We start from the raw sequence: 13,389 nt of genomic DNA, 5'->3' as shown, positions 1-13,389 counted from the left end.
CCTACCTGCCTTCAACTTTATTTATGTCTTTTTTCTAAATTTTTCGCGATATCCTGAATTGATAATCCTTTTTCTTTTAACAAGAACAACAGGTGGAAAACCAGGTCAGATGCCTCACCAATAAACTCTTCTTCAGTTTCTGCTAGTGCAGCAATTACTGTCTCCACACCCTCCTCGCCAACCTTTTGAGCGATTTTATTCAAGCCCTTGCTTCGCATCTTATTGATGTAAGATCCTTCAACGGGATTTTCATACCTATCCGTAATGATGTTTTCGAGTTCGAAAATAAAGTTTTGGTTGAAATCTGTTTTAAAACAGCTGCGGCTACCGGTATGGCAGGTTGGACCAACTGCATCAGCCTTGATTAAGATGGTGTCGTTATCGCAATCCACAAAAAGTTCCTTAACATAAAGGAAGTTATTACTGGTTTCTCCTTTAGTCCAGAGACGTTTCTTAGACCGTGAAAAGAAAGTCACTTTGCCTTCCGCCTGTGTTTTCTCTAAAGCTTCGGCATTCATATAGCCCAGCATTAATACTTCTAACGTTTTGTAATCCTGAATGATTACCGGAAGTAATCCAGCTGTTTTATCCCAGTCAAGAGATGATGTATCGATATTCATTTTTATGGTGTTGCCGCCATTGCGAGATGCTAAGCAATTTTAATTGTTCTAAAATATTGCTTCGTGCCTCGAGATGACGTATTTATTATTGTTTTATATCCTTACCGGAATATGATTTCTTTTTAATTCCTGTTTTAAATCAGGAATCAGAATTTCCCCGTAATGAAATACTGATGCGGCTAATGCGGCATCAACGTTGGCTTTTTGAAAAACCTCTGTAAAATGCTCCATACTTCCCGCACCGCCCGAAGCAATGATTGGGATGTTGATCATTTGGTTTACCTTATGCAATAAACCACAATCAAAACCTGCTTTTGTACCGTCATGATCCATTGAGGTAAGCAAGATCTCTCCTGCACCTAAATCTTCTGCCTGCTTAATCCAGTTTTCGGTTTCCAGTTCAGTGATGAGCCTTCCGCCATTCAGGTGAACCATATTTTTTCCATCCACATGTTTGGTGTCTACAGCCAGCACTACGAACTGTACCCCGAATGCTTTGGCCAGTTCCTCAATTAGTTTAGGGTTTCTTACTGCAGCAGAGTTGATGCTGATTTTGTCGGCTCCTGCGTTTAATAGGGCTTCCGCATCCGCAATTTCTGTTATGCCACCACCAATGGTGAAAGGAATATTCAGCTGGCGTGCTACAGCCTTCACCATTTCTATCATTGTTTTCCGACGTTCATGAGTGGCTGTAATATCCAAGAAAACCAGTTCATCGGCACCTTGCTGTGCATATTGAGCCGCTAACTCTACCGGATCGCCTGCGTCACGTAAATCAACAAAGTTTACCCCTTTTACGGTACGGCCGTCTTTGACGTCAAGGCAGGGAATTATTCTTTTTGATAACATTTTTTTGTTTTATCGTCATTGCGAGGCACGAATCAATCCCTTTTGTGAGATTGCTTCTTGCCTCGCAATGACGAGTATTAATTGTATCTTTTTACTAATCCAAAAATTATTGATGCACTACCAATTAATAATACAGGTATAAAAAGCAAAATACAGTATTCACCTATTACACTTATTGCCCTCCAATGGTCACCCATGTAACTAAAAGTAGCAGCAATAAAAAGTAACATGGAAATTCCAAGCAATAAAAGGACAATTCCGGTAATGATAAAATTTTTTGCTTTCATTCAATTTTAAATCGAACTCAACATCTTCAAATTCCAATCTTTTACTTGTTCAATCGTGATTCGGTCTTCGTAAATGGCCTTTCCAACCACCACGCTTCTGATCGGGAATTTAGCCAGCTCATAAATATCTTCCATTGAGCTTACACCGCCTGATGCAATTAACTTAATCATCGGCGAGTGCTCCAACAGTTTTTTATACAACTCAACCGCTGCCCCGCCCAATTTTCCATCTTTGCTGATATCGGTACATAAGAACCTAAAGAAACCTAATGCAAGGCATTTATCAACATAATCCATCAATTTGATTGGCGAACTTTCCATCCAGCCCGAATACTTAATCACTTCATCCAAAACATCAATGGCAATTACGATGCGGTTGGCATAGTTATCTTTCTTGGCAAAAGCTTCGCTCAATTGCTGTAAGAAATCAGGATTGGTAATGGCCTGTGTACCTACAATAACGCGGTGTATCCCGGCATCAAGCAAATTGGTAACCTGCTCAATGGTACGGATTCCGCCGCCGTACTGCACTTTCATTTCAGTTTTTTTTATGATTTCAAATAATGATTTCTGGTTACTGAAATCGCCTTTTGCACCATTCAAATCAATGATGTGGATAAAATCTGTACCGTTTGACTGGTATTTTGCAATCATATCGGCAATAGAAACATCATATTCAGTTTTCTGGTTATAGTCGCCTTCGCGCAAGCGAACAACCTTACCGTCCAAAATATCAATAGCAGGAATTATGTACATTTTATAAGCTTAAGTTTGAAAAATTTTTTAGTATCTGTTCGCCAGCTTTCCCCGATTTCTCCGGGTGAAACTGAACCCCATAAAAGTTGTCTTTTTGCACAGCAGCGGAGAATTTCAATCCGTAATCCGCAGATGCGATGTCAAAAATAGGGTTATATTCAATAAAGTACGAATGAACGAAGTAAAATTGTGCATTATCTCCAATGCCTTCAAATAAAAGATTGTTTTCAGGAGTAACTTGGTTCCACCCCATATGGGGGATTTTGATATTCAAAGACTTACCGAATTTTTTAGTCTTCACCGGAACAATGTCCAAAAGGGCCGCATCGCCTTCCTCCGAATGCTCCGTAATCAGCTGCATCCCTACACAAATACCCAGAACGGGCTTGGTTAATGCCTTTATTGCCTGGACTAAACCTGTTTGATTAAGCTTTTTCATGGCTGCGCCGGCATGGCCTACACCAGGAATAATAATATGCGAGTATTTTTCGAGGTCGCCTTCGGTATTCACCATACCATATTCCAGGCCCAGGCGTTCTAAAGCAGCGGTTAAGGAAAAGATGTTGCCCGCGCCATAATTTACTATTCCAATCATATGTTTATCGAGTATTTAGTGTCAGGTGTTTAGTATCGAGTATCAAGTGCTGAGTATCGAAACGAGTTTTCATTAACGGCTTTAAATTTACAACATCCCCTTCGTGCTCGGTAAAACCATTTTCTCTGCATCACGCTTAATGGCCATTTTAATTGCTTTTGCAAATGCTTTAAAGATAGCTTCAATTTTATGATGCTCGTTATCACCTTCGGCTTTAACGTTCAAATTACACTTTGCTGCATCGCTAAAAGATTTAAAAAAGTGGTAAAACATTTCAGTAGGCATGTCTCCGACTTTTTCGCGTTTAAATTCAGCATCCCACACAATCCAGTTGCGGCCGCCAAAATCAATTGCCACCTGTGCCAGGCAGTCATCCATAGGTAAGCAGAAGCCATAACGTTCTATGCCCAGTTTGTTACCTAAGCCTTTCGCAAAAGCTTCTCCAAGCGCAATTCCGGTATCTTCAATGGTGTGGTGTTCGTCAATATGTAAATCGCCTTTTGCAATTACCTCTAAATCCACACTGCCGTGTCTGGCAATCTGATCGAGCATATGGTCAAAAAAATTAAGGCCTGTTTCGATTTTTGCTTTTCCGGTACCATCTAAATCAAGATTGATGGTAATATCAGTTTCATTGGTTTTACGCACATGGTTAATTTTTCTACTACCTGCTTTAAGCAGATTATAGATGTCCTTCCACTTTTGTGTTTCAAGAATAATGATGTCCAGCAAGGTTTCATGTTTATCCAAAGCTTCAGCAGATCCGAGTGCATCGTTCTGGCGAAGAAAGATGGCTTTCGCTCCTAAGTTTTTCGCCAGAACCACATCGTTCAGCCGGTCGCCGATGACATATGAATTCTTTAGATCATAATCGCCGGCTAAATATTTTGTCAACAAAGCGGTACCCGGTTTGCGGGTAGGTGCATTGTCTTTCGCGAAAGTTCTGTCGATAATAATCTCACTGAAATTTACCCCTTCACCGGCAAAAGTATCAAGCATAAAATTATGAATTGGCCAGAAGTTTTCTTCGGGATTTGACGGTGTTCCGAGTCCATCCTGGTTCGTTACCATCACCAGTTCATAATTCATTTCGCTGGCAATTTTCGAAAGGTAATACAGAGACCGCGGATAAAATTTTAACTTCGCAAAACTGTCAACCTGTTCGTCATCCGGTTCGATATTTAAGGTTCCGTCGCGGTCAATAAAAAGTACTTTCTTCATCTCTTAAAAGTTTTTCAGAATGGTTAATAGTTTATCGTTTTCTTCTTTAGTTCCTACAGTGATTCTTAAACAACCTTCACATAAAGTTACCTTCGAACGGTCGCGTACAATGATTCCTTCTTCTACCAAAGTGTCGTAAATTTTAATCGCATCCGTTACCTCGGCCAATATAAAATTTGCATCCGAAGGATAAACCTTTGTGACGATATTCAGGCTGTTTAAATCGACAGAAAGCCGCTCTCTTTCGGCAACAGATTCTTTAATCCATTCGTTAACCTGCGCAATGTTTTTCAGGGCTTCAAAAGCTAAATCCTGAGTGGCCTGATTAATGTTATATGGCGGCTTAATTTTATTCAAAACATCGATCACATTTCTTGATGAAAAGGCCATTCCCAACCGCAAAGCGGCGAGTCCCCAGGCCTTCGAAAAAGTTTGCAAAATAACGAGGTTTGCGTACTCAGTTAGCTCTTGTATAAATGTCTTTTGCCGGGCGTAATTAATGTACGCTTCATCCACTACAACGATCCCATTAAAGTTGTTTAAAATTGTTTCAATATCCTCACGGTTTATCGAATTTCCAGTCGGATTATTTGGAGAACAGATGAAGATTAATTTGGTGTTTTTATCGATGGTTTCAGCTATCTTTTCCATGTCTAACTGGAAGTTGGGAAGCAGGCTTACTTTACGGATTTCTACATCATTAATATTAGCAGAAACCTCATACATTCCATAGGTAGGAGGAAGTACAATTACATTGTCTTTTCCGGGGTTACAAAAGGCACGGAAAAGCAGGTCAATTGCTTCGTCGCTTCCGTTACCCAGAAAGGTATTTTCGATGGGCACACCTTTAATTTTACTGATCGCATCTTTCAGGTCTAGCTGTAGCGGATCAGGATAGCGGTTGTAATTTGCGGGTAGGGGAGAGCCATAACTGTTCTCATTGGCATCTAAAAACACCGATGCCTGACCTTTAAACTCATCTCTGGCGGTAGAGTATGGTTTAAGGTTTTTTATATTTTCTCTAACTAAATCGTTGATATCCATTTTTTGAGGTAAAAGGTAAAAGGTAAAAGGTAAAAAGGATTGGCATGATGCCTTGCCTTCTCTATTTTAGGCCTTTCACAGTGTTTAATCTAATCGTAACTGCATTTTTGTGGGCCTGCAAGCCTTCGGATGCGGCAAGTATTTCAACCGTACTTCCAATATTATTCAAGCCTTCCTGTGTCAAATGCTGAAAGGTTATTTTTTTTAAAAAAGCATCTGTTGATACGCCCGAATAAGCCTTCGCAAAGCCGCTTGTAGGTAAGGTGTGGTTCGTTCCAGAAGCGTAATCTCCTGCACTTTCAGGGGTAAGGTTACCCAGGAATACCGAGCCTGCATTAACTATTTTTGGGATCAGTGATTCATTGCTTTCTGTAGCCAAGATCAAATGTTCAGGTGCATATTCGTTTGAATAGCTCATAGCCGTCTCTAAATCGCTGACTAGCACTGCGTAAGAGTTGCTTATGGCTTTTGCTGCGATCTCTGCCCTGGGGAGTCGTTTTATCTGTAGCTCAATTTCTTGTAATGTTTCAGCTATAATCTCGTTTGAGGTGGCGACTAAAATAGCCTGACTATCAGATCCGTGCTCTGCCTGTGCAAGTAGATCTGCAGCTACGTATGACGGATTGGCAGTTTCATCAGCAATTATTAAAACCTCTGATGGACCAGCAGGCATATCAATAGCTACCTTGTTTTGCACCATGGTTTTGGCGGTTGTTACATAACGGTTGCCAGGGCCAAATATCTTGTATACCTGGGGTACAGTTTGTGTTCCGAATGCCATTGCAGCTATCGCCTGGGCACCGCCGATTAGGTATATTTTATCAATGCCCAGCAATACCGCACAGTAAGCAAGATAGCAATTGGTTTTACCATCACTTTGCGGCGGCGAGCAAACAATGATTTCTTTGCTGCCCGCAATTAATGCTGGTGTGGCAAGCATTAAAAACGTACTCGGTAAAACTGCTGTCCCGCCAGGGATATATAGTCCCACTTTCTCTATAGCCCTGGATTCACGCCAGCAGATAACGCCAGGCATGGTCTCTACTTTATCTTCCGTTTTAAGCTGAGATTCGTGAAAGGCTTTAATGTTTTGATAGGCCGTTTCTATTGCTTTTTTTGCATAGTCGGGAATAGTAGAAGCAATCGTTTTCAATTCTTCAGCATCCAAAAAAAGCTTATATAATTCAACTTTATCAAAAGCTTTTGCAAAGTTAAACAGCGCTTTGTCACCATCTATTTTTACGGTTTTGATGATGTCTTCAACCCGCTCCTCCACCAATTTATCGTCTTCAATTTGTCGCGAACAAAGTTCTTTGATTTTTGATTGAGATAAATCTGTATAATTGTAGATTTTCAATGTGTTAAGATTTACGATTAACTAATAGTTAATATGTTTTTTGTTTTTTTTATCCCTTTTTAACGAATAATTTTTTCGATTGGCATCACCAAAATTCCTTCTGCACCAGCTGCTTTTAAACTGTTTATTTTATCCCAGAAATCTTCTTCGGCAATTACAGAATGAACAGCTACCCAATCCGGTTCGAATAAGGGAACTACTGTTGGACTTTTAACACCTGGCAATAAATCGACAACTTTTTGAAGGTTATCTTTCGATACATTTAATACCACGTATTTATTAGATTTTGCACTTAGCACTGAACGGATTCTCTGAAGTAATTCAGCAACTTCGGGGTTATCTGCTATCGATTTATTTCCGATTAAAACCGCTTCCGATTGCATCACATCTGCAAATGGTTTGAGGCCGTTACTCTTTAAAGTTCCGCCTGTAGAAACGATATCGAAAATGGCATCACTTAAACCTAAACCCGGACCAATTTCTACCGAACCGGAGATCGTTCTGATGTCAGAATTTATACCTTTTTCTGTTAAGAATTTTTCAAGAATTACCGGGTAAGAAGTGGCAATTGCTTTGCCGTTTAGTTCGTCTAAATGCTGTATATCGCTTGTAGCCTGTACAGCGATTTTTAGCGTGCATTTTCCGAAGCCTAATTTCTGTAGATAGCTGACCTCAGCCCTGGTTTCTACAATAACATTTTCTCCAACAATTCCGAGATCAGCAATGCCGTCCTGAACATATTCAGGGATGTCGTCATCACGAAGGAAAAGGATCTCTAGCGGGAAGTTTGTTACAGTTGAAATAAGGGAACTTTTATAGTTCTCAAATGAGAGACCACAGTTCTTAAGAATTTCTACAGATTTTTCGTTTAACCTACCCGATTTCTGGATAGCAATTTTAAGTGTTTTCAAAGTATTGAATATAGAATGAACAAGAAATAATTTTACGGAAAAATAGTTTTGAAGTACAAAACAAACATATATCATCGCCTATCGGCGATGGTGCAAATGTAAGTGATGGTTCAAAGTTAATTTCATATATTTATTTCTGCCAATATCAATGCTTTAGCTGACTAGCGTTGGCAAATATAGTGTTTGAAACCGTAAAACAAAAAATAATGGCATTTAATTTGCCTTTATGCTGTTTATATATTGCAATCGGGCTATTTTTGTACTAAAACATAATGCATTGAAAAACTTCCGCTTTCTAATTATTCCCTTTGTATTAGGTATTTCTGCTTGTGGCTGGTTTAAATCTCCACCCGAAATAGGGAAAGTGTTAGCCGAACACTTCAAAAATAAAATTTACAAAGATTTCGATACAGCAGCCTACGACAGTGTTTTTGTCCAAACGATCAATGCTCTTTCTCCAGGTTTTATCAATCCGAAAACCATTAAAGCCTTTTACGCTGCAAATAACGATGCACCCGAATTGGTTACTAAATTTTACACTAATGGAGATTTGGATTCTCTGAACACTTACCTTGCAAATAGTACAGTTCATGGTCTTAATCCTAAAGTTTTTAATACAGAAGAAATAAAAGATCTGTTAAGCCAGCTTGGTGAAAATAAGTTTAAAAGAGTAGAGGATAGCTATCCAGTGATTGCCAGGCTTGAAATTTTAAGTGCCAATGCCTATTTAAACTATACCAATTTCCTGAAGTACGGGGTGGTCAATCCGAGAAACATTTTTTCCAGATATTACATCAAAGTGAAACGTCCGGACAGTGCCGGAATGTTAAGGCTTTTATCAACTGATCATTTGCTGGATTCCTTAAAATCTGCACAGCCAAAATCTCCACAATATAAGGCTTTGCAAACTGCTTATCTGAGTACAGATGTAGCCATTGAAAAACGAATTTTGTTATTGAATATGGAAAGGTTTCGCTGGCAGATGCCGGCAACCGGAACTAGTTATGTTCAGGTGAATATTCCTGATTTTAAACTCACCTGGTTTGATGCTCAGGATACCGTAATCAGTATGAAAGTTTGTGTTGGGGGGAGACGAGAAAGTGCATATGATGAGAAACTAAAAGCTTTTGCAAAATCCGGCAATCTCGATGACAAACCAAAGAACCATGAGACACCTTTGCTGTTCAGTAAAATCAATTCTATTCAGGCAAATCCAATCTGGAATATTCCTGTAAGTATTGCACAAAGCGAGATTTATTGGATGGCAAGGAAAGATCCATATTATCTTTCGAACAGCAACATTAAAGTTTATTACAAGGACAAGTTGATCGGCGAGCCTGATACCATAAACTGGAATAAATATTCGAGGGAAAAACTGCCTTTTAAATTTAAACAAGGCTCGGGCGGTGGAAATGCTTTAGGTAAATTTAAATTTATTTTCGATAATAGTTCGAGCATTTATCTGCACGATACAAATAATAAAAATGGCTTTAATTTGAGCAACCGCGCTATCAGTCATGGTTGCGTGCGTATTGAAAAACCATTGGAGTTTGCGGAGAAACTGGTAGGCGATACTTACACTTATGATAAGCTAAGAGCCGAGGTTGATTTGCCTCCGGTTGACAGCACGCATAACAGGTGGTACAAGAAACGAATGGCGGCAAAAGCTGATACTTCAAAAACTTTCCAATTGAAGCCGGCATGGTTTTCTCCAAAAAAAGATGTTCCGCTGCTCATTACTTATTTCACTGCCTGGTCTGAGAATAATAAGGTAGAATTTCGTCCTGATGTTTATGAAATGGACGAGAAGCTGTGGAAGGCGATGAAAAAATTCAGATAGAAGCTGTAGATTTGCCGGATGCAAAGTACCTCCCAGTTCAACCATCAGGCCGACATTGTGAATTCAGCCATCAGGTTTATCAGCTCATGGTTTAAGCAATCAAAGTCGATTATTAACGAATTGAACGATTTCTTTATCCTCCCAAAAGGTAAGGTGTTTGCTAAAGACGTTGTAATTGGCCGTTTGAAAGGTATTTTTGGTCAGGCTGATGAATATGTTGGTGGTAGATACGATATAATCGATGTGAACTTCGAATTGCTCGATGGTGGAAAGGGAATGGGTTTCGTTGAAGGTGTAGCGGGTTTCAGAGCAGTACTAAAAACGGAATCTAAAATCATCAGCGGTCCATTCAAGCTTTATTTTGCACTTAATAACGGCGAGTGGAAGATTGTGAATATTGAATTCCCGGGTTTCAGTTTTTAATCTTTCTAAGCTTCTATCTTCATTTCTGAAAAGCTGATTTTGCTCCCTGTTTGATGCAACATGGTTTTATTACACTTGTAATTCGCAGCTTTCCATAATTTTTCTATCTTTGGTTTTTAATGAATTTCCTTTATCCGGGCTTTCTTTTCGCACTAATATCGGTCGCTATCCCGGTTGTTATTCATTTATTCAATTTCCGGAAATTTAAAAAAGTTTATTTCTCAAACGTTCAGCTTCTAAAAGAGGTAGAACAACAAAACTCATCAAAAGAGAAACTTAAAAATTTGCTTATTCTGGCTTCCAGAATACTGGCAATCATCTTTTTGGTATTTGCTTTCGCACAACCCTATATTCCACTATCCGATCAGAAAACGGTTTCTTTGAATAATGCTGTAAGTATCTATATCGATAATTCTTACAGCATGGAGGCCATCAACAAAGATGGCAATTTATTAGATGAAGGCAGGCGCAGGGCAAAAGAACTGGTTAACGGTTTTGGAATTAACGATCGTTTCCAGCTTTTAACCAATGATTTCGAGGGCCGGCATCAGCGTTTGTTAAGTAAAGATGAGTTTCTCAAAGCACTTGAAGATGTCAGAATATCTTCGACACAAAGAAACCTTCAGCAAATATTAAACCGTCAGGCAAACGTGTTAACAGCATCCGCCAACAAATATAGTTTTCTGATTTCCGATTTTCAACAAAATATCTCTACCGGAAAAAAACTCGAAACGAAAGCTGATATCCAATATGCACTTTTGAAACTAAATGCGACTGCCTTACCAAATGTTGCGGTAGATAGTGTGTGGATGCTTTCGCCAAATCACCAATCCGGTGCAAACGAAAAACTGGTGGTACGTTTTAAAAACTATTCAGAGGAAGAGGCAAAAAACATCCCCGTAAAACTGATTGTTAACAATCAGCAGAAGGGTTTTAGTACAGTAACTATACCTGCGGGGAAAATCTTATCAGATACTTTAAGCTTCTCCGGATTAAAAGCAGGCTGGCAAAAAGGTATTGTTACCATTAAAGATTTTCCGGTAACCTTTGATGATACATTGTCATTCGCATTCAAAGTAGACGCCAGTATGTCGGTTTTAAATATTAATGGTGCAAACGGAGGCGGTTACATTAAAGCACTTTATGCTGCCGACAATTACTATAAACTAATAGAAAATACGGAAAGTAACATTAATTACAGCGCTTTTCCCAATTTTGGTTTAATCGTATTAAATGGCTTGAAAAATCCTTCAAGCGGATTGGCCCAGCAGTTGAAAAGCTATCTAAAGGCTGGAGGAAAGGTCGTTATTTTTCCAGATCTTGATGCCGATATTCAAAGTTATAATACTTTCTTAAGGGGCTTATCACTCCCGGTCATAGAGCGTTTAGATAAAACGGTAACCAGGGTTGAGCAGATTGACCTGCAAAACGAGGTCTTTAAATCTGTATTTGAGGAAGTTCCTAAAAACCTCGACCTCCCTGATGTCAGCCAGCACTTCACTTTTGCTGAAACCAATTCGGTAAATAAAGAGTCCCTTTTGTCTTTGCCGGGCGGTAAATTATTTTTTGCCAGGTTTGGCATTGGTAACGGATCAGTTTATCTATCTGCAACAGGACTTAACCCCGCCTATGGTAATATTGCGCGGCACCCCCTTTTCGTTCCTCTGATGTATCAGGTAGCTTTAAATGCAGGAAACGAAAATGCATTTTATTATAATTTAGGATACGATAATGCTCTAGCGAGCTCAAAGATTACCCTAGGGAGAAATCAAACTTTGAAGCTAAGTGCGAACGCCTTTGAGGCCATTCCGGAAATCCGGCAGGCTGATGGGAAAACTTTTGTGTACGTAGCCGATCAGGTTAAGCAGACTGGCTTTTACAATCTAACGCTTGCCGATTCACTAATCAATGTTTATGCCTTTAATAGTGGCAGAAGCGAGTCGGATATGCATTACCTGAGTAAAAATGAGCTGAGCAATCTTGCAGAAAGAAGTAACCTGAAAATATTTGATGCAGATAAAGATGCGGTGAAATTAACTTCTGGTACCAATAAAATCGGACAAACTTTATGGAAACTTTGTCTAATTTTGTCACTGATTTTTATTGCAGCAGAAATTTTGCTCATCCGATTTTTTAACAACCCTAAAAAAACAATATGAATCTCCTAGTTAAAAATGTAACCATTACCGATCCGCAAAGCAGTTTTAATAAACAACTATGCGATGTCAGGATAGTTGATGGTAAAATTCAAAGCATAGGAAAAATTACTCCTGAAGTAGATGAAAAACTTTTCGACGCTCAGGGAGCTTTTCTAACACCAGGTTTTTTCGACCTGAACTGTGTTGCCGGCGATCCGGGATTCGAAACCAAAGAAGATATTCGAACGCTAACCCAAACCGCCAGAGCAGGAGGTTTTACAGGTTTGGCCCTTTTGCCACAAACCAGCCCGGTAGTTCAATCAAAATCACAGGTGGAGTATATCATCAATAAAGGTAAAAATAACCTGGTTGATGTATATCCGGTTGGCGCAATCAGTCAGAATCGTGAAGCCAAAGAAATTGCAGAGTTATTTGATATGCAACAGGCCGGAGCGATTGCTTTTTCTGACGGTGACAGGGCATTGCAGGACGATGGCTTTATGAGCCGGGCATTGCAATACGCAAAAGGCTTACAAGCCTTGCTGATGGTTTATCCGGAAAATAAGTCTATTGCCGGTAAGTCACAGATCAATGAGAGTAAAAATTCTGTGCTTTTGGGTATGAAGGGGTTACCTGCTTTAGCTGAAGAAATGCATATTGCCCGTGATATTTTTCTGGCATCGTACAATGAAACTAAAATTCACATCAGCAACATCTCAACAGCGGGTTCGGTTGCTTTAATCCGCAAGGCGAAAAAAGATGGCGTTCAGATTTCCTGCGATGTTACCGCTCATCACCTGGTTTTTACCGAAGAACTCTTATCCGACTTTGACAGCAACTATAAAGTGAAACCGCCACTGCGGGGCAAATCTGATGTGAAAGCATTAATAGCCGGTTTGAAAGACGGAACGATCGATGCCATTACTTCACAACACCGTCCTGAAGAAATTGAATTTAAAAACGTGGAGTTTGAGATTGCACATTATGGAATTATCGCGCTGCAGACGGTTCTTCCTTTGTTAATAAAGGCGGGACTGGACGCCGGATTAATTGCAGAGAAGTTATCAATAAACCCACGTAAATTACTAAATTTAACTATCCCCGTTGTGGAGGAAGGTGCGGTAGCAAACTTTACAATCTTTAACACGAGTGACAAATGGTTGTATAATGCTTCCAGTAACCTTTCCAAATCAGCAAATAATCCGCTGTTAGGAACTGAACTTACGGGAAAAGTGATCTTAGTTTATAATAATAATCAATACCAGGAAAATTAAAAGTGACAAGCTATTCCAGATCCACTACCTGACATTGGATACCTGATACTCATTACTGGATACTCGCTACTTAA

13 protein-coding genes are annotated in these 13,389 nt (G+C 39.5%); 4 read left to right on the top strand and 9 right to left on the bottom strand.

Going from position 1 to position 13,389, the window contains the following annotated elements:
- Nucleotides 1-17: 17 nt before the first annotated feature.
- From hisIE to hisG, 9 genes are all read right to left on the bottom strand, one after another.
- Nucleotides 18-620: a bifunctional phosphoribosyl-AMP cyclohydrolase/phosphoribosyl-ATP diphosphatase HisIE gene (gene hisIE / locus AB669_RS01935; RefSeq protein ID WP_047797567.1), complete on the bottom strand. Its 603-nt coding sequence runs from the start codon at nucleotides 618-620 to the stop codon at nucleotides 18-20.
- 93 nt (nucleotides 621-713) lie between these two features.
- Nucleotides 714-1,469, bottom strand: coding sequence for an imidazole glycerol phosphate synthase subunit HisF (gene hisF, locus AB669_RS01930; RefSeq protein ID WP_047797566.1), 756 nt, complete (start codon nucleotides 1,467-1,469; stop codon nucleotides 714-716).
- 77 nt (nucleotides 1,470-1,546) lie between these two features.
- Nucleotides 1,547-1,756, bottom strand: a complete 210-nt coding sequence (locus AB669_RS01925) for a hypothetical protein (RefSeq protein ID WP_047797565.1) — start codon at nucleotides 1,754-1,756, stop codon at nucleotides 1,547-1,549.
- Between the two features lie 6 nt (nucleotides 1,757-1,762).
- Complete coding sequence (gene hisA, locus AB669_RS01920) at nucleotides 1,763-2,512, bottom strand: 1-(5-phosphoribosyl)-5-[(5-phosphoribosylamino)methylideneamino]imidazole-4-carboxamide isomerase (protein ID WP_047797564.1); 750 nt, start codon at nucleotides 2,510-2,512, stop codon at nucleotides 1,763-1,765.
- Nucleotide 2,513: 1 nt separating this feature from the next.
- Nucleotides 2,514-3,107 carry an imidazole glycerol phosphate synthase subunit HisH gene (gene hisH / locus AB669_RS01915; protein WP_047797563.1) on the bottom strand — a complete coding sequence of 198 codons (594 nt, stop codon included), beginning with the start codon at nucleotides 3,105-3,107 and terminating at the stop codon, nucleotides 2,514-2,516.
- 87 nt (nucleotides 3,108-3,194) lie between these two features.
- Entirely contained in the window at nucleotides 3,195-4,328 is a 1,134-nt protein-coding gene (gene hisB, locus AB669_RS01910; protein ID WP_047797562.1) for a bifunctional histidinol-phosphatase/imidazoleglycerol-phosphate dehydratase HisB, read from the bottom strand.
- A 3-nt stretch (nucleotides 4,329-4,331) separates the two neighbouring features.
- Nucleotides 4,332-5,372, bottom strand: a complete 1,041-nt coding sequence (hisC, locus tag AB669_RS01905) for a histidinol-phosphate transaminase (RefSeq protein WP_047797561.1) — start codon at nucleotides 5,370-5,372, stop codon at nucleotides 4,332-4,334.
- A gap of 61 nt (nucleotides 5,373-5,433) precedes the next feature.
- Nucleotides 5,434-6,729, bottom strand: a complete 1,296-nt coding sequence (gene hisD, locus AB669_RS01900) for a histidinol dehydrogenase (RefSeq protein WP_047797560.1) — start codon at nucleotides 6,727-6,729, stop codon at nucleotides 5,434-5,436.
- 59 nt (nucleotides 6,730-6,788) lie between these two features.
- Nucleotides 6,789-7,640 carry an ATP phosphoribosyltransferase gene (hisG, locus tag AB669_RS01895; RefSeq protein WP_047797723.1) on the bottom strand — a complete coding sequence of 284 codons (852 nt, stop codon included), beginning with the start codon at nucleotides 7,638-7,640 and terminating at the stop codon, nucleotides 6,789-6,791.
- Between the two features lie 277 nt (nucleotides 7,641-7,917).
- Between hisG and AB669_RS01890 the strand changes: the two genes are divergently transcribed.
- The 4 genes from AB669_RS01890 to AB669_RS01875 all read left to right on the top strand — a co-directional run bounded on the left by AB669_RS01890 (nucleotide 7,918) and on the right by AB669_RS01875 (nucleotide 13,315).
- The gene (locus AB669_RS01890) at nucleotides 7,918-9,480 is read left to right on the top strand and encodes a L,D-transpeptidase family protein (RefSeq protein ID WP_047797722.1); all 1,563 of its coding nucleotides are present in this window, start codon (nucleotides 7,918-7,920) and stop codon (nucleotides 9,478-9,480) included.
- A gap of 18 nt (nucleotides 9,481-9,498) precedes the next feature.
- Nucleotides 9,499-9,903, top strand: a complete 405-nt coding sequence (locus AB669_RS01885; protein WP_047797559.1) for a hypothetical protein — start codon at nucleotides 9,499-9,501, stop codon at nucleotides 9,901-9,903.
- 119 nt (nucleotides 9,904-10,022) lie between these two features.
- Nucleotides 10,023-12,062: a BatA domain-containing protein gene (locus tag AB669_RS01880; RefSeq protein ID WP_047797558.1), complete on the top strand. Its 2,040-nt coding sequence runs from the start codon at nucleotides 10,023-10,025 to the stop codon at nucleotides 12,060-12,062.
- Nucleotides 12,059-13,315: a dihydroorotase family protein gene (locus tag AB669_RS01875; RefSeq protein WP_047797557.1), complete on the top strand. Its 1,257-nt coding sequence runs from the start codon at nucleotides 12,059-12,061 to the stop codon at nucleotides 13,313-13,315. The genes AB669_RS01880 and AB669_RS01875 overlap by 4 nt, the downstream gene beginning before the upstream one ends.
- Nucleotides 13,316-13,389: the final 74 nt, after the last annotated feature.

Source organism: Pedobacter sp. BMA (genome assembly GCF_001027745.1).
Classification (GTDB): Bacteria; Bacteroidota; Bacteroidia; order Sphingobacteriales; family Sphingobacteriaceae; genus Pedobacter.
Note: the sequence above shows the minus strand (reverse complement) of the source record. Positions and strands in the feature narration are given on the sequence as shown.

What these genes read in the sequence shown, in the direction of transcription:
- hisB (WP_047797562.1), bottom strand. Translation starts at nt 4,328, where the DNA reads ATGAAGAAAGTACTTTTTATTGACCGCGACGGAACCTTAAATATCGAA.
- AB669_RS01925 (WP_047797565.1), bottom strand. Translation starts at nt 1,756, where the DNA reads ATGAAAGCAAAAAATTTTATCATTACCGGAATTGTCCTTTTATTGCTT.
- AB669_RS01880 (WP_047797558.1), top strand. Translation starts at nt 10,023, where the DNA reads ATGAATTTCCTTTATCCGGGCTTTCTTTTCGCACTAATATCGGTCGCT.
- AB669_RS01875 (WP_047797557.1), top strand. Translation starts at nt 12,059, where the DNA reads ATGAATCTCCTAGTTAAAAATGTAACCATTACCGATCCGCAAAGCAGT.
- hisH (WP_047797563.1), bottom strand. Translation starts at nt 3,107, where the DNA reads ATGATTGGAATAGTAAATTATGGCGCGGGCAACATCTTTTCCTTAACC.
- hisC (WP_047797561.1), bottom strand. Translation starts at nt 5,372, where the DNA reads ATGGATATCAACGATTTAGTTAGAGAAAATATAAAAAACCTTAAACCA.
- hisF (WP_047797566.1), bottom strand. Translation starts at nt 1,469, where the DNA reads ATGTTATCAAAAAGAATAATTCCCTGCCTTGACGTCAAAGACGGCCGT.
- AB669_RS01885 (WP_047797559.1), top strand. Translation starts at nt 9,499, where the DNA reads ATGCAAAGTACCTCCCAGTTCAACCATCAGGCCGACATTGTGAATTCA.
- hisIE (WP_047797567.1), bottom strand. Translation starts at nt 620, where the DNA reads ATGAATATCGATACATCATCTCTTGACTGGGATAAAACAGCTGGATTA.
- hisA (WP_047797564.1), bottom strand. Translation starts at nt 2,512, where the DNA reads ATGTACATAATTCCTGCTATTGATATTTTGGACGGTAAGGTTGTTCGC.